This window comes from Rhizobium leguminosarum bv. trifolii WSM2297 (genome assembly GCF_000271845.1).
Genome location: NZ_JH719395.1, coordinates 4,119,780 through 4,139,641, shown reverse-complemented (window position 1 = coordinate 4,139,641; position 19,862 = coordinate 4,119,780). Strand labels below are relative to the sequence as shown.

Annotated in this window: 19 protein-coding genes; 15 read left to right on the top strand and 4 right to left on the bottom strand. The window is 62.8% G+C overall.

What is annotated here, in order from left to right; all coding sequences use genetic code 11:
• The first annotated feature begins 78 nt into the window (after positions 1–78).
• The 3 genes from RLEG4DRAFT_RS35240 to RLEG4DRAFT_RS35230 all read left to right on the top strand — a co-directional run bounded on the left by RLEG4DRAFT_RS35240 (position 79) and on the right by RLEG4DRAFT_RS35230 (position 2,870).
• A complete protein-coding gene (locus tag RLEG4DRAFT_RS35240) occupies positions 79–705 on the top strand; it encodes an isochorismatase family cysteine hydrolase (protein ID WP_003584015.1) in 627 nt (208 codons plus the stop codon).
• Between the two features lie 42 nt (positions 706–747).
• Entirely contained in the window at positions 748–2,085 is a 1,338-nt protein-coding gene (locus tag RLEG4DRAFT_RS35235) for an epoxide hydrolase family protein (RefSeq protein ID WP_003584013.1), read from the top strand.
• A gap of 116 nt (positions 2,086–2,201) precedes the next feature.
• A complete protein-coding gene (locus RLEG4DRAFT_RS35230; RefSeq protein ID WP_003584011.1) occupies positions 2,202–2,870 on the top strand; it encodes a VOC family protein in 669 nt (222 codons plus the stop codon).
• A gap of 85 nt (positions 2,871–2,955) precedes the next feature.
• Here the strand turns inward: RLEG4DRAFT_RS35230 and RLEG4DRAFT_RS35225 are convergent, their stop codons facing one another.
• Positions 2,956–3,855, bottom strand: a complete 900-nt coding sequence (locus RLEG4DRAFT_RS35225; RefSeq protein ID WP_003584010.1) for a GntR family transcriptional regulator — start codon at positions 3,853–3,855, stop codon at positions 2,956–2,958.
• A 226-nt stretch (positions 3,856–4,081) separates the two neighbouring features.
• Here RLEG4DRAFT_RS35225 and RLEG4DRAFT_RS35220 point away from each other — a divergent pair, with 226 nt between their 5' ends.
• The 7 genes from RLEG4DRAFT_RS35220 to RLEG4DRAFT_RS35190 all read left to right on the top strand — a co-directional run bounded on the left by RLEG4DRAFT_RS35220 (position 4,082) and on the right by RLEG4DRAFT_RS35190 (position 12,206).
• Positions 4,082–5,584 carry a UxaA family hydrolase gene (locus RLEG4DRAFT_RS35220; RefSeq protein ID WP_003584008.1) on the top strand — a complete coding sequence of 501 codons (1,503 nt, stop codon included), beginning with the start codon at positions 4,082–4,084 and terminating at the stop codon, positions 5,582–5,584.
• A gap of 82 nt (positions 5,585–5,666) precedes the next feature.
• Entirely contained in the window at positions 5,667–6,686 is a 1,020-nt protein-coding gene (locus RLEG4DRAFT_RS35215; protein WP_003584006.1) for an aldo/keto reductase, read from the top strand.
• A gap of 9 nt (positions 6,687–6,695) precedes the next feature.
• On the top strand, positions 6,696–7,142 hold the full coding sequence (locus RLEG4DRAFT_RS35210) for an RbsD/FucU family protein (protein WP_003584004.1): 447 nt from the start codon (positions 6,696–6,698) through the stop codon (positions 7,140–7,142).
• A gap of 208 nt (positions 7,143–7,350) precedes the next feature.
• Entirely contained in the window at positions 7,351–8,340 is a 990-nt protein-coding gene (locus tag RLEG4DRAFT_RS35205; RefSeq protein ID WP_003584002.1) for an ABC transporter substrate-binding protein, read from the top strand.
• Positions 8,341–8,470: 130 nt separating this feature from the next.
• Positions 8,471–10,024 (top strand): sugar ABC transporter ATP-binding protein, encoded by a 1,554-nt coding sequence (locus RLEG4DRAFT_RS35200; protein ID WP_003584000.1) that lies wholly within the window; start codon positions 8,471–8,473, stop codon positions 10,022–10,024.
• A gap of 123 nt (positions 10,025–10,147) precedes the next feature.
• The gene (locus tag RLEG4DRAFT_RS35195; RefSeq protein WP_003583999.1) at positions 10,148–11,122 is read left to right on the top strand and encodes an ABC transporter permease; all 975 of its coding nucleotides are present in this window, start codon (positions 10,148–10,150) and stop codon (positions 11,120–11,122) included.
• Positions 11,123–11,186: 64 nt separating this feature from the next.
• A complete protein-coding gene (locus RLEG4DRAFT_RS35190) occupies positions 11,187–12,206 on the top strand; it encodes a zinc-binding alcohol dehydrogenase family protein (RefSeq protein WP_003583997.1) in 1,020 nt (339 codons plus the stop codon).
• Positions 12,207–12,493: 287 nt separating this feature from the next.
• On the opposite strand, the gene RLEG4DRAFT_RS35185 is transcribed toward RLEG4DRAFT_RS35190, so the two are convergent.
• The 3 genes from RLEG4DRAFT_RS35185 to RLEG4DRAFT_RS35175 form a co-directional block, all read right to left on the bottom strand.
• Positions 12,494–12,778 (bottom strand): GIY-YIG nuclease family protein, encoded by a 285-nt coding sequence (locus tag RLEG4DRAFT_RS35185; RefSeq protein WP_003583996.1) that lies wholly within the window; start codon positions 12,776–12,778, stop codon positions 12,494–12,496.
• 301 nt (positions 12,779–13,079) lie between these two features.
• The gene (locus RLEG4DRAFT_RS35180; RefSeq protein ID WP_003583995.1) at positions 13,080–13,808 is read right to left on the bottom strand and encodes a copper homeostasis protein CutC; all 729 of its coding nucleotides are present in this window, start codon (positions 13,806–13,808) and stop codon (positions 13,080–13,082) included.
• Positions 13,805–15,040 (bottom strand): LysR family transcriptional regulator, encoded by a 1,236-nt coding sequence (locus RLEG4DRAFT_RS35175; protein ID WP_003583994.1) that lies wholly within the window; start codon positions 15,038–15,040, stop codon positions 13,805–13,807. Before RLEG4DRAFT_RS35175 ends, RLEG4DRAFT_RS35180 begins: the two co-directional genes overlap by 4 nt.
• 446 nt (positions 15,041–15,486) lie before the next feature.
• On the opposite strand from RLEG4DRAFT_RS35175, the gene osmF reads away from it, so the two are divergent.
• The 5 genes from osmF to RLEG4DRAFT_RS35150 all read left to right on the top strand — a co-directional run bounded on the left by osmF (position 15,487) and on the right by RLEG4DRAFT_RS35150 (position 19,858).
• Positions 15,487–16,395, top strand: coding sequence for a glycine betaine ABC transporter substrate-binding protein OsmF (gene osmF / locus RLEG4DRAFT_RS35170; protein WP_003583992.1), 909 nt, complete (start codon positions 15,487–15,489; stop codon positions 16,393–16,395).
• 70 nt (positions 16,396–16,465) lie between these two features.
• A complete protein-coding gene (locus tag RLEG4DRAFT_RS35165; RefSeq protein ID WP_003583990.1) occupies positions 16,466–17,632 on the top strand; it encodes an ABC transporter permease in 1,167 nt (388 codons plus the stop codon).
• Entirely contained in the window at positions 17,629–18,573 is a 945-nt protein-coding gene (locus RLEG4DRAFT_RS35160; protein WP_003583988.1) for an ABC transporter ATP-binding protein, read from the top strand. The genes RLEG4DRAFT_RS35165 and RLEG4DRAFT_RS35160 overlap by 4 nt, the downstream gene beginning before the upstream one ends.
• Positions 18,570–19,319, top strand: a complete 750-nt coding sequence (locus tag RLEG4DRAFT_RS35155; protein WP_003583986.1) for an ABC transporter permease — start codon at positions 18,570–18,572, stop codon at positions 19,317–19,319. The genes RLEG4DRAFT_RS35160 and RLEG4DRAFT_RS35155 overlap by 4 nt, the downstream gene beginning before the upstream one ends.
• Before the next feature lie 143 nt (positions 19,320–19,462).
• Positions 19,463–19,858 (top strand): VOC family protein, encoded by a 396-nt coding sequence (locus RLEG4DRAFT_RS35150; RefSeq protein WP_003583984.1) that lies wholly within the window; start codon positions 19,463–19,465, stop codon positions 19,856–19,858.
• Positions 19,859–19,862 lie beyond the last annotated feature (4 nt).

Here is a 19,862-nt window from a genome sequence, read left to right as displayed (position 1 = left end):
TGTAGCTATGATTTTCATAGCCAAGAGTCTCGTTGAAGGAAATTCAACTGACCGCGTCAGACCCGAAGGAGATGACCAATGGTTGACGTTAGCTATCCCCGCGAGAGGACCGCATTCCTGCTCGTCGATCCCTATAACGACTTCCTGTCCGAGGGCGGGAAGGTCTATCCCAACATCAAGCCGATCGCCGATGAGGTGGATCTTCTGGGTAACCTTCGCCGGCTGGACCGCACTGGGCGGGCGGCGGGCATCCAGGTGATGATCGTCCCGCACCGGCGATGGGAGCCGGGCGATTACGAGGATTGGGACCATCCCAACCCCACCCAGCGACTGATCATGCAGCGCCACAGCTTCGCCCGCGGCGAATGGGGCGGCGAATGGCATCCCGACTTCGCGCCGAAACCCGGCGATATCGTCGTCAAGGAGCATTGGGGCCAGAGCGGCTTTGCCAATACCGACCTCGATATGCAGTTGAGGCAAAAGGGCATCACCCATGTGATCGTTGTCGGACTGCTCGCCAATACCTGCATCGAATCCACCGCCCGCTTCGCCATGGAGCTCGGTTACCACGTGACCCTGGTGCGTGACGCGACCGCTGCCTTCTCACACGAGATGATGCATGCCGCGCACGAGCTGAACGGCCCGACCTTCGCCCACGAAATCCTGACAACAGCCGAACTGATCGAAGCCTTGCCCGAGGCGTAATGCCCGCAAGCTCCTCCGTACCGAACCCGAAAGGAAACGACAATGAGAGAGATATCAACACACCACAGCAGCGCCGTCGCAGCGACGTTGCCATCGCCGACACGGCGTCAGCTGTTGACCGCAACGGCCGCCATCGCAGCCACCAGCCTGCTTCCCCGGACATTGCGGGCGGCAGCGGCGGCCGACGCAATCCGCCCCTTCCGGGTCAATATCCCGGACGAGCAAATCGCCGATATGCGCCAGCGCATTCTGGCAACACGCTGGCCGGAGAAGGAAACCGTCGCGGATCAGTCACAGGGCATGCAGCTGGCGACGATGCAGACGCTCGCGCGTTACTGGGCGACGGATTATGACTGGCGCAAGGGCGAGGCCAAACTCAACGCCTTTCCCCAGTTCATCACCGAGATCGACGGGCTGGACATTCACTTCATTCACGTCCGCTCTAGGCATGAGAATGCCCTGCCGCTGATCGTCACGCATGGATGGCCGGGCTCCGTCTTCGAGCAGTTGAAGATCATCGAGCCGCTGACCAACCCGACGGCGCACGGCGGCAGCGCCTCGGATGCCTTTCATATCGTGATCCCGTCGATGGCGGGCTACGGCTTCTCCGGCAAGCCTGCGACCACCGGCTGGGGGCCCGAGCGCATGGCGCGCGCCTGGGCGGAACTGATGAAGCGTCTCGGCTATACCAACTACGTTGCCCAGGGCGGCGACTGGGGTGCCTTTGTCGTCGACCAGATGGGCCTGCAGCATCCGGCCGGACTGCTGGCGATCCACAGCAACATGCCCGCCACCGTGCCGGCAGACGTCGACAAGGCCCTGCAGGCCGGCAGCCCGCCTCCATCGGATCTCTCTGGCGAGGAACGGCGCGCCTATGAGCAACTTGTGAGAACCTTCAAGCAGGTCGACTACGCCAGGTTCATGGCGTCGCGCCCGCAGACCTTGTATGGCATTGCCGATTCACCCGTCGGCCTGGCCGCCTGGCTTCTCGACCATAATGATGCCGACGCACAGCCGGCGGCCGCGGTGACCGCGGGTCTGAACCGCACGACGAGTTCGACAGGCGAACTGACGCGTGACGAAATTCTCGACGACATCACGCTCTACTGGCTGACGAACACCGGCGTCTCCGCCTCGCGTCTCTACTGGGAATACCGGGGCGGCTTCTTCAACGCCAAGGGCGTCTCCATTCCAGTCGCCGTGACGGTCTTCCCCAGCGAACAATATCAGGCGCCGAGGAGCTGGACGGAACGCGCCTACCCCAACCTCATCTATTACAACAAGGTGGACAAGGGCGGCCACTACGCAGCCTGGGAACAACCGATAATCTTCGCCCGGGAACTTAGGGCGGCCTTCAGATCGGTGCGGAGGTCCGGATGATGTCAGGCGATCGGCCTGCATGAATCCTAATAAAAATCAAACAGATAGAGCATGATGACGTGCGAAGACCAATCACCCGTTTCGGCATCATGCTCCAGCGAGCAAAGGAGAAAGCCATGACAAACGCAATTGAAACCACAAGAGAGCAGACCATCGACATGAAGCTCGAGGTCATCGTCGTCCCCGTTTCCGACGTCGACCGTGCCAAGGCCTTTTACACCGGCCTTGGCTGGAGGCTCGACGCCGATTTCGCCGGCCCCGACGACTATCGCGCCATCCAGTTTACGCCGCCGGGCTCCGGCGCCTCGGTCATCTTCGGCCGGAATCTTACGGCAGCGGCACCCGGCTCCGCCCAGGGCCTCTATCTGATCGTTTCCGACATCGAAGCCGCCCGCAACGAGCTGCTCGAGCATGGCGTCGCGGTCAGCGAGATATTTCACGGCGGCGGCGACGTGCATGCCGGTCCGGACGAACCCTATCTGTTCGGCCGGCTTCGGGTGCGCGCCGCCGATCCCGCGCGCGGCAGCTACCGCTCCTACGCCTCGTTCAGCGATCCGGATGGTAACGGCTGGCTGCTGCAGGAGGTTACGGCGCGGCTGCCCGGCCGTGTAGCCGCAGAGCAGACGACCTTCGCCTCCCCGGACGAACTGGCGAGCGCCTTTCGCCGCGCCGAGGCCGCCCATGCCGAGCATGAGAAGCGAACTGGCCAGCGAGATGCCGAGTGGCCCAGTTGGTACGCCGAATATATAATCAATGAGCAGTCCGGCAAACCGCTGCCGTCATGACCGCGGCAGCTCAATGGGCTGCAGAATTGCTCCGTGCGCCGACCTGCAGCTCTGGACCACAGTTTCTGAAATTGCGCTCGTCCGCTCAAGCAGTCTCTGTCGCCAGTTGCGGCAGGGACTGCAGCAGGGTCTGGCGGGCGGAGCGCAGGTGGACGCGGCAGGCGGTTTCGATGGCCGCCTGGTCGCGGGATTCGAGGGCGGCGATATAATCCAGATGTTCGTGGATGGCGCGCTCGTTGCGCTCGCGCGCCGCGGTCTTGTTCCACTGGTAGTGATAATGGAAGACGATGGCGATCGCGTCGTAGAAATCGGCGATGAAGCGGTTCTTCGAGGCGCGGTGGATCAACAGGTGGAAGCGTTCGTCGAGGACGGAGAAATCCCTGAAGCGCTGGTTGATGTCGCCAAGCATGGTGTGATGTTCGTCGCGGATGGCGGCAAGATCGGTCCAGGCCTGATGATCCTCGGGCAGCCGGCCGAATTCGGCGGCGGAATGCAGCTCGAACATTTCGCGCACGTCGGCAAGTTCAAGGGCGAATTCGCGGGTAAAACCCTTCAGCGTCCAGTGGCTGTTCGGCCGCTTCTCGATCAGCCCGAAGCGGGAGAAGCGGATCAGGAATTCGCGCACGCTTGTCGTGCCCGTGCCGATCTCGCGGGCAAGCTCCAGCTCGTTGATCTGCATGCCGGGGGCGGCATCATCGGCCAGGATGCGCTGCATGAAGCTGCGCTCGATGATGTCGTGCAGGGAGTCGGTTTCTTCGGAGGGAAAAAGGTCGCGGTCTGTGGGTTGGCGCAGCACGGTTTTCTGGCGTTTGTTCCAGCGGATGATGCCTTCTTCGCTAAGCCGCGTCAGGATGGCGCGTGCAGTCGAGCGGCTGACGCCGAGCTGGGCGGCGATCTCCGGCTCCGAGGGCAATGCCGTATTGGTGCGCAGGGCCGCAGCATACCTGTTGTAGGCTTCCTTGAAGACCGTATTCTGCCTTGCCACCAGACCCCGCTTTCCCCCTTTTTTCCACCGCCCGCTGCAAAGCAGGGCAAACGGACCGGGGCTTGTTCAAACGACCTTTAGCTTGTTTTCGGTCGCCTGCGGCTCATTGCCTCCCTCGTCCACAGGATCAATATTCCCGTTGACTTGAAAATGTTTATTGTAGATAAAAAACAAAATCAATGCGCATTCGCCGATGCAGCGAGCGTTTTGTCAGGGAGATAGAAACTTGGACAAACTGCCTTGGATCATCCTGTCGGCCGGCGACAATGTCGCTGTCGCGACGGCGGCCATCCCCCAGGGTTCGACGGTTGCCGGCATCGAGACCCGTGAAAAAATCGACCCCGGCCACAAGGTGGCGATCGCCGATATTCCGCTTGGCTCCCCGGTGGTGAAATACGGACAGGCGATCGGCCGCACCACGGCCGACGTCAAGGCCGGTGACCACGTGCACAGCCACAACCTGCATTTCGAAAACGACCGGCTGGCGGCGACCGCCAATTCGGCGCCCGAGGCGGCGACGAGCGAAGACAAGGCGCGGACCTTCATGGGCTATCGCCGCGCCGACGGGCGGGCAGCGACGCGCAACTATATCGGCATCATTGCCAGCGTGAACTGTTCCACCACGGTCTGCCGGGCGATCGCCGACGAGGCGAACCGGACGATCCTGCCGCATTATGACGGCATCGACGGGTTCGTGCCGATCGTGCACGACCAGGGCTGCGGCATGAGTTCGACCGGCGACGGCATGAACGTGCTGCACCGGACCCTTGCCGGCTATACAAGACATGTCAATTTCGGCGGCGTGCTGATGATCGGCCTCGGCTGCGAGGTCAACCAGCTGACACTCTACGGCCAGAGTGGTGCCGGCGCCTCGAAGCGGCATTTCAACATCCAGGATGCCGGCGGCTCACGCCGCGCGGTCGAGCGCGCCATGGGCATGCTGCGCGAGATTGCCGCCGATGTCGGCAGGGAAAAACGCGTGCCGATGTCGGTCGGTGAGATCATCATCGGCCTGCAATGCGGCGGCTCGGACGGCTTTTCCGGCATTACCGCCAATCCAGCGCTCGGTGTCGCCGCCGATCTCTTGGCAGCGGCCGGCGGCACGGCGATCCTGTCGGAAACCTCGGAAATCTATGGCGCCGAACATCTGCTGCGCAGCCGCGCCGTCAGTGACGAGGTCGCAAAGAAGCTCGACGAGAAGATCGCCTGGTGGGAGGATTATGTTGCCCTGCACGGCGCCTCACTCGACAACAACCCCTCGCCCGGCAACAAGCGCGGCGGTCTCACCACCATCCTGGAAAAATCGCTCGGCGCGGTTGCCAAGGGCGGCCGCTCGCCGCTGACGGCGGTCTATGGTTATGCCGAGCGGGTCACCGCCCCCGGCCTGGTCTTCATGGACACGCCCGGCTACGACCCGGTCTCGGCGACCGGCCAGGTGGCGGGCGGGGCGAATATGATCGCCTTTACCACCGGCCGCGGCAGCTGCTTCGGCTGCCGGCCGGCGCCATCGCTGAAGCTTTCCAGCAATTCCGCACTCTATGCCTCGATGGAAGAGGACATGGACATCGATTGCGGCACCATCGCCACCGGTGACGCGACGATCAGCGGAAAGGGCCGCGAGATCTTCGAGCTCATCGTCGACACCGCCTCGGGCAAGAAGACCAAGAGCGAACTGTTCGGCTACGGCGATAATGAATTCGTGCCCTGGCATTTGGGCGCGACGCTTTGAGTCTTTGTTTTACGCAATTCCGGACGGAAAACCGCTTCACACTTTTCCTGGAATTGCTTCACGTTCTTGGCGAGGAGGCATGATGAAGACGAGACGGATCGGCAAGACCAAGCTTGAGGTGACCGAAATCAGCTACGGCGCGGCGCCGCTCGGCGGTCTCTACCGCGATTGCCCGCGCGATCAGGCGATGGAAACGCTGCAGGCCGCCTGGGACAGCGGCATCCGCTATTTCGACGTGGCGCCCTGGTACGGGCTCGGCCTGGCCGAACGGCGGGTCGGCGATTTCCTGCGCGACCAGCCTGATGGCGCCTACGTTCTTTCCACCAAGATCGGCCGGCTGCTGCGCCCGGTGCCGACCGGCACCGTTCCCGACTATAGCTACGTCAATCCACTCTCCTTCGATGCCGATTACGACTATTCCTATGACGGCATCATGCGCTCGGTCGAGTTCAGCTATGCCCGCCTCGGCCTCAACCGCATCGACATCCTCTATGTGCACGATATCGGCGTCTATACGCATGGCGCGGCGAAGAACGCGGTCTACCAGAAGCAGCTTCTCGATTCCGGCATCAAGGCGCTCGAAGAACTGCGCTCCTCCGGCGCGATCTCCGCCTTCGGCCTCGGCGTCAACGAGGTGCCGGTCTGCCTCGACGTCATGCGCAACGCCGATCTCGACTGCATCCTGCTGGCCGGCCGCTACACGCTGCTTGATCGCTCGGCTGCCGCCGAACTGCTGCCGCTCTGCCGGCAGAAGGGCACGTCGCTAGTGATCGGCGGCGTCTTCAACTCCGGCATTCTCGCCACCGGCCCGGTGCCGGGATCGCATTTCGATTATATGCCGGCAGATGCGGACGTGCTTGCCAAGGTCGGCGCCATGGAGGCGATCGCCAAACGCCACGGCGCGCCGCTCGCAGCTGCCGCCATGCAGTTTCCGCTGCGCGAACCGATCGTCGCCTCGGTGCTGATCGGCACGGCCAAGCCCTCGAGCCTGACGCGCAACATGGAGACCGTCGAGCCGCGGCTGGCCGACGAGATCTACGCCGAATTCGAACCCTATACGCTCACCGCGCCGCCGCTCGGCGCCGAAGCCGTCCGAGTCTGAGGAGACAGTATGCTCAAGGGTATTCATCCGCTGCTCGGCCCCGATTTGCTCCATGCGTTGAAGACCATGGGCCATGGCGACGACATCGTCATCTCGGACGCCAATTTTCCCTCGGGCTCGATGGGCCCGCCGGTCATTCGCGCCGACGGCGTCAGCGCCACTGCGATGGCCGAGGCGATCCTCGCCCACATGCCGCTCGACACCTTCGTGCCGGAAACGGCCTGGCGCATGGAGGTGGTCGGCGACCCGCAAGCGGTGCCGGAGGTGTGCGCCGAATTCCAGGAGATCGTTGCCAGACGCGCCGGCGACTTCCGGATCGTGCCGGTGGAGCGCTTCGCCTTCTATGCGATGGCCCGCAAGGCTGCCTACATCGTCGCGACGACGGAATTCCGCTTGTATGGCAACCTGATTTTGAAAAAGGGCGTCGTGCATCCGCATGAGGTCGACATCGGCTGATACCTATTTTAGAGTATCGTTGTATTGAAATAAAATCAGTTGCTTGGGAGGAATTTACCAAAGCAAAAAAGCCGGATCGGCGCTCTTGCAATTTGATTGCGCCTCAGCTAGCTTCTCCCTGCAAATGTTTTTTATCGATAAAAACCCTCCGCCAGCGTTCAGCGGTCCGGTTTATTGGAGGAGAACGCACCCTGAGAGGAGAACCCTTATGACTATTGTGAAATCCCTTCTGTCGCGCCGCGCCTTTACCGCGCTCGCAGGTGCCGCGGTCATCGCCACGGCGATGCCGGTTACGTCCTTTGCCGCCGACGTGACGATCCCGATCATCGTCAAGGACACGACGTCCTTCTACTGGCAGATCGTTCTGGCCGGCGCCCGCAAGGCCGGCAAGGATCTCGGCGTCAACGTGCCGGAACTCGGCGCCCAGGCAGAATCCGACGTCAACGGCCAGATCAGCATTCTGGAAAACGCTGTTGCCGGCAAGCCGGCTGCCATCGTCATTTCGCCGACCGAATTCAAGGCGCTCGGCAAGCCGATCGATGAAGCTGCCAAGTCCGTTCCGATCATCGGCATCGACTCCGGCGCCGACTCCAAGGCGTTCAAGTCGTTCCTGACGACCGACAACGTTCAGGGCGGTCGTATCGCCGCCGACGGCCTGGCCGCCGCCATTAAGGAGATGACGGGCAAGGAAGAGGGTGAAATCGTTATCCTCACCAACCTTCCCGGCGTCGGCTCGCTGGAACAGCGCCGCGAAGGCTTCCTGGATCAGATCAAGACCAAACATCCCGGTCTGAAGGTCATTGCCGACAAGTACGGCGACGGCCAGGCAACCACCGGCCTCAACATGATGACCGACCTGATCACGGCTAACCCGAAACTTGTCGGCGTCTTCGCCTCGAACCTGATCCTGGCGCAGGGCGTCGGCCAGGCAATCGCCGAAAACAAGCTCGGCGACAAGATCAAGGTCATCGGCTTCGACAGCGACGACAAGACGGTCGGCTTCCTCAAGGACGGCGCCATTGCCGGCCTCGTCGTTCAGGACCCCTATCGCATGGGTTATGACGGCATCAAGACCGCGCTTGCCGTCTCCAAGGGCGAGAAGGTCGAAGCCAATGTCGACACCGGCGCCAACCTCGTCACCAAGGCGAATATGGCCGATCCCAAGATCGACGCGCTGCTGAACCCGAAGATCAAGTAAAGCAATAAGACCAAGCCGCGCCGGCTTCAAAAACCGGCGCGGCTTTTTCCATCCATGTTATGGTTACCAGGGGCCATGCTATGGTTACCAGGGGATGGAGAGCAAAGGCGACAAGAAGGAGGAGAGGTCCATGATCGGACTGGAAGAGGTCAGTCATCGCCATGATGACAGCGCGACGCTGAAGGAAGCCAATCGAATTCCCGCCGGATCGCCTATCCTCGAACTCAAAGGCCTGCAGAAGAACTACGGTCTTGTCCAGGCGCTGAAGCCGGCGACGCTGACCTTTCTCGCCGGTGAAATCCACGCCATCGTCGGCGAAAATGGCGCCGGCAAATCCACCCTGATCAAATTGCTGACCGGCGTCATCACCCGCACCGCGGGCGAGGTGCTGTGGTGCGGCCATCCGGTGGGGCTGTCGACGCCGAACGAGGCGATCGCCCGCGGCATCAACGCCGTCCACCAGGAAGTCGTCCTCTGCCGGCATCTGACGGTCGCCGCCAATCTCTTTCTCGGCGACGAGGTCAACCGCTACGGCCTGATGCGCAAGAAGCAGATGGAAAAGATGGGCCAGGCCGTGCTCGACGATCTCGGCTTCGGACTGCCGGCAGGCGCACTGCTGAGCTCGCTGACGATCGGCCAGCAGCAGCTGGTGGCGACCGCGCGCGCCGCCATGCGAGGCACCCAGTTCCTGATCTTCGATGAACCGACAGCCTATCTCACACGCCAGGAATCGGCGCAGCTCTTCAAGCTGATCCGCCGCCTGCAGGGTGAAGGCGTCACCATCGTCTATATCAGCCACCGCATGGAGGAAGTGTTCGAGCTTGCCGACCGGGTCTCGGTGCTGCGCGACGGCACCCATGTCGGCACGCGCCTGATCGGCGAGACCAACGATGCCGAGCTGATCGCGCTGATGATCAACCGCTCGATCGAACAGATCTACCACAAGGAAGAGATTGCCATCGGCCAAACGATCGTCGACGTCCGCGGCCTTTCCGGCCCGGGCTTCGAGGACGTGTCGCTGAGCGTCAAGGCCGGGCAGATCGTCGGCCTCTATGGCCTGATCGGCGCCGGACGCAGCGAATTCGCGCTCGGGCTCTATGGGCGCCAGCCGACAAACGCCGGCGAAATCCACTGGATGGGCAAGCGCGTCGACATCCGGAACGAACGCACCGCGATGGAGCTCGGCATTGCTCTGGCGCCGGAAAGCCGGCGCGACCAGGGGCTCTGCCTCAATCAGTCGATCGGCCTCAACATCAACCTGCCGGTGTTCGGACGCCTCAGCCAGGGGCCTGTTATCAACCACACGCGCGAGTCGGCGAATGCCGACAAGCAGATCCGCGATCTCAGCATCAAGACGCCGAGCCGGCGCGTTCCCGTCTCCAGCATGTCGGGCGGAAACCAGCAGAAGGTTGTCATCGGCAAGTGGCTGAGCCATGGCGCCAGGCTTTTCATCTTCGACGAACCGACCGTCGGCGTCGACGTCGGCACCAAGGCGGAAATCTACCGGCTGTTCGCCAAGCTTCTGAAGGAGGGTGCCGGCATTATCCTGATCTCCTCCTACCTGCCCGAGGTCTACGAACTGGCCGACCGGCTGCACGTCTTTCGCGGCGGCAAGATCGTCGCCAGCCATGATTACCACGCAGCGACGCATGAAGAAGTGCTCAGCGAAGCGATCGGCGTCTGAGCGTAAGGCAATTCCAGCAAAAGTACGTCGCGGTTTTGCGCTCGGAAATTGCGTGAAAACAAAGAGATAGAGAATTTCCGTGATTGGAGAAAAACGGAAATGCTCTAAGAGGGAGAAAAATTCATGACCGCCACCCCCACCGAGATCGTCGCGCCGCCGCCGCGCCGGAAAATGAACATCCTGTTCGGCCTGACGCTGATCGGCCTGCTGCTCTTCCTCTGGATCCTGCTCGCCTTTGCCACAGCCAGCTTCTGGACGCCGCTCAACATCTCCAACCTGCTCCGTCAGGGCGCGATGACGGCGATCCTGGCGCTCGGCCAGACCTTCGTCATCATCACAGCCGGCATCGACTTGTCGGTCGGCGCCATCGTCGGCTTCTGCACCGTCATCATCGCCTGGCTGTTGCAGGCCGGCGTGCCGCTCTGGGGCGCGATCGTGCTGACGCTGCTCGTCGGCGTGGCGATCGGCGCCTTCCATGGGTTCGGCATCGTACATATGGGCCTGCCGCCGTTCATCATCACGCTGGCGACGCTGACGTCGCTGCGCGGCATCGGCCTGTTGATCACCAACGGCTCGACGATCAGCATTACCGACGAGAGTTTCAGCAATTTTGCCCGCGCCGATTTTCTCAGCATTCCGAGCCTCTTCTGGATGGTCATCCTGGTGGCGGTGCCCTCCTTCGTCTTCCTGCATCTCAGCCGCTGGGGCCGCTATCTCTTCGCGGTCGGTTCGAATGCGGAAGCCGCGCGCCTTTCCGGCGTCAACGTCAAGGGCATGATCTATCTCGCCTATATCCTCTCGGCCGGCTTTGCCGCCTTCGTCGGCGTGCTGCTCGCCTCGCGCATCGCGATCGGCAATGCGACGCAGGCCGACGGCTGGGAATTGCAGGCGATCGCCTCCTCGGTCATCGGCGGCACCAGCCTGTTCGGCGCCGTCGGTTCCGTGCACGGCCCGCTGATCGGCGCCTTCATTCTCGCCACCATCAACAACGGCGCCAACCTTCTGAACGTCAACTCCTTCTGGCAGCGCATCATCACCGGTCTGTTGATCATCGTGATCGTCTTCTTCGACCAGCTGCGCCGCCGCCGGAGCAATTGAACGATAAAGAGAAGCCGGTCGGAACAGCCGGCTTCTTCCATTTCCCAAGAATGCGAGACCCGTCATGAAAGCAGTTGTTTGCCGGGAGCCCGGCGTGCTCGACCTGGTAGAGCGCCCATCGCCCGCCGCACCGGCGCCCGGCTGGGTGCGCCTTGCCGTCAGCCATGTCGGCATCTGCGGCACCGATTACCACATCTTCGAGGGCAAACATCCTTTTCTCGAATATCCCCGGGTGATGGGGCATGAGGTGTCGGCAACGGTGCTGGAAGCGGGCGATGGCGTTGCCATGGCCGTCGGCACGCCCGTCATCGTCAATCCCTATCTCTCCTGCGGCCAATGCGTCGCCTGCATCAAGGGCAAACCCAATTGCTGCACCAACATCAAGGTGCTCGGCGTCCATACGGACGGCGCTTTCTGCGAGGAGATCTCGGTTCCGTCAGGCAATCTCTACCCCGCCAAGGGCCTCAGCCTCGAGGCGGCTGCGACTGTCGAGTTTCTGGCCATCGGCGCCCATGCGGTGCGCCGCTCGCTGACCGCCGCCGGCGCCCGGGCGCTCATCATCGGCGCCGGGCCGATCGGGCTCGGCGCGGCGATCTTCTCGCGCATCGCGGGCCATCAGGTGACGCTGCTCGATACCAGCACCGAGCGGCTGCAGATGGCCGCCGAGCGTTTCGGCTTTACGTCAGGCATCGTCGCCAACGAGGCAACCGCGGACGCCGTGCGCGAAAAAACCAATGGCGACGGTTTCGACGTGGTCTTCGACGCCACCGGTTACGGCCCGTCGATGGAAAAGGCCTTCTCCTTCGTCGCCCATGGCGGCGCATTGGTGCTGGTCAGCGTCGTCAAGGACGATATCCGCTTCTCCGACCCCGAATTCCACAAACGCGAAATGATGCTGATCGGCAGCCGCAACGCCACCCGCGCCGATTTCGAGCACGTGGCCGATTCGATCGCCAAAGGCCTGGTGCCGGTGGACAAGCTGATTACCCACCGCACGACGCTTGCCGACGCACCGCGCGACCTCCCGCGCTGGGCGCATGAGAAGAGCGGGTTGATCAAGGCAGTGATCCGGGTTGGGGGGTAGTCGACGCACAACAGCTGCGTGGAGTGCTCGGCGTGGATACTCGGGTCAAGCCCGAGTGTGACGGAGGGTGGGGGCAACGACCGGCAAGAGCCGGGACGCTTGGAGCAATTCCATCAAAGATGGGCGCCGGTTTTTATGTCCGGGACCGCGCAAAAATGGGGAGAACCCGCGGTCCCAATTTGCTTGTCGTTTGGTGTCTACGACGCTTACTTGCCGCAGTGCCCACACCACACTCCGTCGTCCTCGGGCTTGACCCGAGGACCCATGCGGCAAGCACTGCATTCGCGTCACCACAGCGTCAAATAAAGGTCATTCCAGTCGGGATTCATCGCCTCGACCAGATCGATCTTCCATTGCCGATACCATCGCTTCAATGACTTCTCCCGCTGGATCGCAGCGCCGATATCCCAATGCTCCTCGTACCTGACGAGACGTGTGCATCCGTATTTCCAGGCAAAGCCCGGCGTCAGCCCTTCGCGATGCTCATAGATGCGGCGCTCCAGATCGGAGGTCACGCCGATATAGAGAGTGCCGTTTTTCTGGTTGGTGACGATGTAAACATATCCCGCCATGCGCGCAGAGTGCTTGGTTGTGGATGCTCGGGTCAAGCCCGAGCAGGACGGAGGGTGGGAGATGCGATTGGCAAGAAGCGAGACGTCCGGCGGATTCCGGCCCAACTGAGCGAGCGGATTTGTGGGAAATTGCGTAAAACGAAAGGCGCCAATTCCAGCAGAACCACTGCATTTACGGTTCTTGCCGTATAGACTCCCCCACTCTCCGTCGTCCTCGGGCTTGACCCGAGGACCCATGCGGCAAGCACTGCATTCGCGTTTCAAAAGCGCAAAACACTTTCCGTCCGGAATTGCGAGACCGCTAACGCTCCATTGACGCAATCGCCCTGCACATCTCCCTAACCACAGCACTATCCGTCTTGTTCTTGTTCTTCGCCTCGAAACCAAAAGCCACGGCGCGCGGATCGGCGCTTTCGACCGGTGAGCTGCAGGAACCGTGGACTTCACTGGCCCCGGTCGCCCGCAGGATTTCGCCGACATTGGCGGGGCGGATGCCGCTGCCGGGCATGATCGAGATACGCCCCGCCGCCTTCGCCGAGAGGCGTTTCAGCGTGTCGAGACCGTCGGCCGCCTTCAGCGCGCAGCCGGAGGTGAGGATGCGCTCAACGCCGAGCTCGACCGCCTGTTCCAGCGCCTGATCGGCATCCGGCACCAGGTCGAAAGCGCGGTGCAGCGTCGATCCCAAGCCGGCGGCATGCGCCTTCAGCCGGTGGATCAGCGGCAGGTCGAGCGTGCCATCCGGCCGGTTGGCGCCGATGACGACGCCGGCGAGGCCTGCGGCGCGCGCCGCATCGATATCGAGCATCATCGCTTCCTCGTCGAGGCGGTCGAAGATGAACGGGCCGGCGTGCGGGCGGATCATGGCGTAGACCGGAATCGGCGCCCTGGCGGCGATCCGCATCAGGCTCGGCAGCGGCGTCAGGCCGCCGAGTTCCAGCGCCGAGCAGAGTTCGATGCGGCCGGCGCCGCCTTCGATCGCGGCAGCCAGTCCCTCGGCGCTGTCTACGCACACTTCCAGCAGGACGGTCACGCTGCATTCTCCCTGGCTTTGTCGCGCGCCATGGTCTGCGCGACAGGTTCCGACGTAATTCTGGCCGCCGCCTCGATGATGACGGCACAGGCATCGGCGGCGGCTTTGCGATGGTTGAAGGCGACGTGATAGGACATCGGCAGATGTTCGTCGAGATCGACGATGCGCACCTTATCGGCGATCGGCATGGCGCTGACGCGGCCGAGGAAGGAAACGTAGCCGTGATGGGCGACGAGGTCGACGATGACGGGCAGCGAATCCGCTGCGGTGATATCCCGGCTGCGCAGCCGCCGGTTGGGCGCACGTCCGTCGCTGAAGGCCATGGCGGCGTGGCCGAGGCCGGTGCGCGGGCTCGGCATGCAGATCGGGTGGGCGGCGACGAGATCGGCGACGTTTGCCCCGGTGCTATCGGGCGGGGCGATCACCACCATGTCGGTCTGCAGCAATTCGCGATGCCGGAAGCTTTCCAGCCCGAAGACCGAATCCAGGATCGCCACATCGATGCGGCCGCTCTTCAGCGCCTCGCGCAGATCGTCGGCGGTCATCGACACCAGTGAGATCGCATTGTTGTTGCGGCCGAGATTCCATTCGGAGACCAGCACGCCCAGGCAGCGCGCCACCCAGCTTTCCGAGCCGGTCGGGATGATCGAGCCGATGCGCAGCGATCGGGCGGTGCGCCGATAACGCTCGTCGGCCTGCGATTTCAGATCGTTCCAGGCCTGGCTGATCGTCGTGAAAATCTGGTAGGCGCGCCTGCCCTCCTCCGTCAGCACCGAACCCTGCGCCTGCCGCTCGAACAGGCGAGCACCCAGGAATGTCTCAAGATTGGCAAGCTGCAGCGAAAGCTGCGGCTGACCCAGGCGAAGGCGGCGAGCGGCGCGGTTGATGCTGCCCTGATCGGCCACTTCGAGAAACCGCTCGATGGTGACGATCTTGATGGGAATGCGGGATGCCCAGGCCTCGTCTGTGTCGGCATCGCCGTGACCGGCCAACTGGCCGAGTTCGCCGATCGCCGCCGTAATCGGTACCATGCCTTGAAACACCCTGCCGCTGGCAATCAGCGTCACCAGTTCGCCGGAGGCGCGCTCGGTCAGCTTCATCGCCAGTTCGGTCTCGAGATGGTGGATGGCCGCCGAGACAGTCGACGGCGACAGCTGGAAACGCCGCGCGGTCTGGCGCACCGAACCGGAGCCAAGGACTTGGTGGGCGATGAACAGGGCACCGAGATGCAAATGGCCGGCTCCGGAAAGCGCTGGAAAAACCGGACGATATGATGTGTTCACGAAAAAAGATATCCCTGCCTCGAAAGAGGCGGGCTATCGTTTCCGTCATAAAGAAATCCGGGCGGCGGCAAACCGCGAGAGAAGCACCGGAACGCCGTGGAAACACGCAAGGGGACAAAAACAAATCGCGCCGACCCTGGAAAAGGGAATGCGTTTCCGCGCGCGGAGGTGCATTCGCCGCCATAATCGCGGCGCGACCGTAAAAACTGGAGGGGGCTTGCATCGATTTTTCGGACGGGCACGCTATTTCCATGACGCACGCAATTCCGGCATGATGGCGGCCTCACTGCCCTCGCCGGCAGACTCCCTGTGCGCAGACCTCCCGCCCGGGGCTTGCGCATCTGCATAATGCAGCAATTCAAAGTGCTAACGATGTCAAACCAAGGGGACTTTCCATGCTGAAGAAACTCGCACTTGCCGTCTCGCTCTCCGCCTTCGCGGCGGGCGCGGTTCAGGCCGCAGACGTCGTCGTCTCGTCGAAGATCGACACGGAAGGCACGCTGCTCGGCAACGTCATCGCGCTTGCGCTCGAAGCCAATGGCATCAAGACGCAGGACCGCATCGCGCTGGGTGCGACGCCGGTCGTGCGCAAGGCGATCACCGCCGGCGAAATCGACATCTACCCGGAATATACCGGCAATGCCGGCTTCTTCTTCAACAAGGCCGATGACGCCGCCTGGAAGAACATCGACCAGGGTTATGAGCTGGCAAAGAAGCTCGATTACGACGCCAACAAGATCGTCTGGCTGACGCCGTCGCCGGCGAATAACACCTGGGCGCTCGCCGTGCGCAGCGATGTTGCCGGCCCGAACAAGCTGAAGAGCCTCACGGACTTCGGCAAATGGGTTGCCGGCGGCGGTGCCGCCAAGCTTGCCGCCTCGGCCGAATTCGTCAATTCGGCCGGTGCGCTTCCCGCCTTCCAGACGACCTACGGCTTCCAGCTGAAACCCGACCAGATGGTCGTTCTCTCCGGCGGCGACACGGCGGCGACGATCAAGGCGGCCGCCGACCAGACCAATGGCGTCAACACTGCCATGGTCTACGGCACCGATGGCGCGATCGAAGCGGCCGAGCTCACCGTTCTCGAAGACGACAAGAACGTGCAGCAGGTCTATGCCCCGACGCCGATCATCCGCGAAGAGGTGCTGAAGGCCAACCCGAAGATCGAGGAAGTGCTCTCGCCGATCTTCAAGAGCCTGACCGCCGACGAGTTGCGCAAGCTGAACGCCAAGATTCAGGTTGACGGCGAGCCGGCAAAATCCGTCGCCGAAGCCTATCTCAAGGAAAAAGGCTTCCTGAAGTAATCATCGCTCGCTCCGCCCGGTTGCGGGCGGAGCCTCCCTCCCCAGAGGATTACCGGACAGGGTTCGATTGATGGAAGAAACCTCAGCGGTCCGCAGGCTGGACCGGCTCGGCGTGGTTCTGGTGGCCGGCGGCATCGCAGCGACGGCACTGATGCCCTTCATCTACGTCAAGGCGAACCGCATCGCCGCCGGCAAGCCGATGCTGCTGACACAGCTTCTTCCCCAGCCCTCCGTCATCATCCTCACCATCCTTCTCATCCTCACCGCTTTCGCCACGCTGTTGCTGCGCAATGCGCTCGCCCGGCTTGCCATCGCCACACTCTGCCTGGCGGCGCTGATCGTTGCGATCGGCCTCGTCTCGGCCGCGGCGACGCCGCCCGGCAGCACGGTGGCGCGGATGACGCCCGGCGGCGGCTTCTGGGTTCTCTTCGCGGTGATCGGCCTCGTCATCTCGGATGCACTTGTCAAAATCAAGCTGGCGCCCTGGATGCGGGTCGCGGCCCTTGTCGCCTATGCCGCGCTGCTGTTCATCTGCCTCGCTTCCGGCCTGCTCGACAGCCTTTCGATCATGAAGGAATTTTCGACACGGGCGCCGCAGTTCGAGACCGAAGCGATTTCGCATCTGCTGCTCGCCTTCGGCTCGCTAGCCATCGCCATCATTCTCGGCCTGCCGCTCGGCATCCTCTGCTTCTGGGTGCCGAGGCTGCGGGCGATCGTTCTGCAGGGCCTCAGCCTGATCCAGACGATCCCGAGCCTGGCGCTCTTCGGCTTGCTGATGCTGCCGCTCGGTTATCTCGCCACCCATGTGCCGCTGGCGGCTGCCATCGGCATCCGCGGCATCGGCACGGCGCCTGCCTTGATCGCACTCGTGCTCTATTCGCTGCTGCCGATCGTCGCCAACACCGTCGTCGGCCTTGAGGGCGTCGACCCTTCGGTGCGCGATGCCGCCGCCGGCATGGGGCTAACGCGCCGGCAGATCCTCACCGGCATCGACATGCCGCTCGCCTTTCCGGTCATCCTCACCGGCATCCGCATCGTGCTGGTGCAGGCAATCGGCATGGTGACGATCGCAGCACTGATCGGCGGCGGCGGCTTCGGCATCTTCATCTTCCAGGGGCTCGGCCAGACGGCGATGGATCTCGTCCTGCTCGGCGCCGTGCCGACCGTCTTCTTCGCCTTCTCATCGGCCGTCATCCTCGATGCGGTCATCGACAGCATCCGGGGACCCGCCGCATGAGCATGATCGAGATCAGGAACGTCACCAAGCGTTATGGCGCGGCCACCGTCGTCGATAATGTCTCGATGCGCGTCGAGAAGGGCGAGATCACCGTCATCGTCGGCACCTCGGGCTCCGGCAAATCGACGCTGATGCGGATGATCAACCGGCTGGTGCCGATCACCGAGGGTGAGATCTTCGTCAACGGGCAGAATGTCACCGGCGTTGAGGTGACGGAGCTTCGCCGCAAGATCGGCTATGCCATCCAGGGGCACGGTCTGTTTCCGCACAGGACCGTGGCGCAGAATATCGCCACCGTGCCGCAGCTTCTCGATTGGGATTCCGCCCGCATCACCCGCCGGGTCGAGGAGCTGCTCGGGCTTTTCAACCTCGATCCGGCAACATTTGCCGACAAATATCCGCACCAGCTGTCCGGCGGCCAGCAGCAGCGCGTCGGCGTCGCCCGGGCGCTGGCGGCCGAACCGGAATTGCTGTTGATGGACGAACCGTTCGGTGCGCTCGATCCGGTCATCCGCGGCAAGGCGCAGGACGACCTGCTGGCGATCCAGAAGCAGTTCGGCACGACCGTCATTCTCGTCACCCACGATATGGACGAGGCCTTCCATCTCGGCAACCAGATCGCTGTCATGAGCGAGGGCCGATTGCTGCAATGCTCGACGCCGGAAAAAATCCTGACCGAACCGGCCGATCCCTTCGTGCAGCAATTGACTGGCACCTCCGACCGGGCGCTGAAGCTGATGTCGCTGCTGCCGCTGAAGGAGAGCATGGAGCCGGCCAAGAGCGGCCTCGCCTATGCCCTGCCGCAATCGCTCAGCCTGCGTGATGCGCTCGCCGAAATGATCTGGCAGGGGGTCGATGAGGCGGCGGTGCAGGATGGCGAGAAAGCGCCTGTCGGATCGATCTCGATGACGCGGCTGCTCGAACTGGGCCGCAAGGCATGAAGCTCGTCGTCGCCAATCTCTTCCGCCTGGCGGCGCTCGCCTTGCTGTTGATCCTGCTGTTCAGGACCGAATGGCTTTCCTTCCTGTTCGTGCCGCTGACCAACAACAATGCGCCTGCCGTCTACACCCAGAACAGCCTTGCCTCGCTTGCCGCCGGCCATCTGCAGCTGGTTGTGGGATCGATCGTCTGCAGCGCCGTTCTCGCAGTCTGCGGCGGCATCTTCGTGACGCGGCAAAGCGGGGCTGATTTCCTGCCGCTGTCGCGCGCCATCGCCAATGCAGGACAGACTTTTCCGCCGGTCGCGGTGCTTGCGCTCGCCGTGCCCGCCACCGGCTTCGGCGCCATGCCGACGCTAATTGCGCTGTTTCTCTACGGCCTGCTGCCGATCTTCGAAAACACCGTCGCCGGGCTGAAGCAGGTGTCGCCGCAGGTGCTCGATGCCGCCGACGGCATGGGCATGAACGCGACGCAGCGGCTCTTGCGCGTCGAGCTGCCGCTCGCCCTGCCGCTGATCCTCGAAGGGCTGAAGGTCGCGACCGTCATCAATATCGGCACGGCAACGATCGGCTCGACGGTTGCGGCCAAGGGCCTCGGCGAGGTGATCATCGCCGGGCTGATCTCCGACAATACCGCCTTCATCCTGCAGGGCGGGCTGATCGTCGGCCTGATGGCGGTGCTGATCTATGACGCCATGGGCCTTGTCGAAGCGGCGATTACCCGAAGAATCGGCTTGCGCACGGCGTAAGAGGACCGCTACCACTGCGGTGCCTACTGCATAATTCCTTAAATCGATTCCGATCTAAGGAATTATGCAGTAATTCAAAGTGCTACAGCGTCCTTTGCGCGTCTAAAAAGACGCGCGGCGCTGTCGTGCAATGGGAGGCAGAATTGGCGAAGATGATCCACTCGATGATCCGCGTTCTCAACGAGGCGCGTTCGGTCGAATTCTACAGTAGGGCATTCGGGTTTTCGGTCGCCGACCGCGTCGATTTCGAAACCTTCACGCTGATCTATCTGAGCAATGCCGAGACCGGCTTCGAGCTGGAGCTGACGGTCAACAAGGGCCGGACCGAACCCTACGATCTCGGCAATGCCTATGGCCATCTCGCCATCTCCGTCGACGAGGTCGCCATCGAGCGCCAACGGCTGGCGAAACTGGGGCTCAAGCCGGGCGAACTGGTGGAGCTCAACCGCGATGGCAAGCTCTTCGGCCTGTTCTTCTTCATCAGCGATCCCGATGGCTACAAGATCGAAGTGCTGCAGCGCCACGGCCGGTTTCTCTGACAGC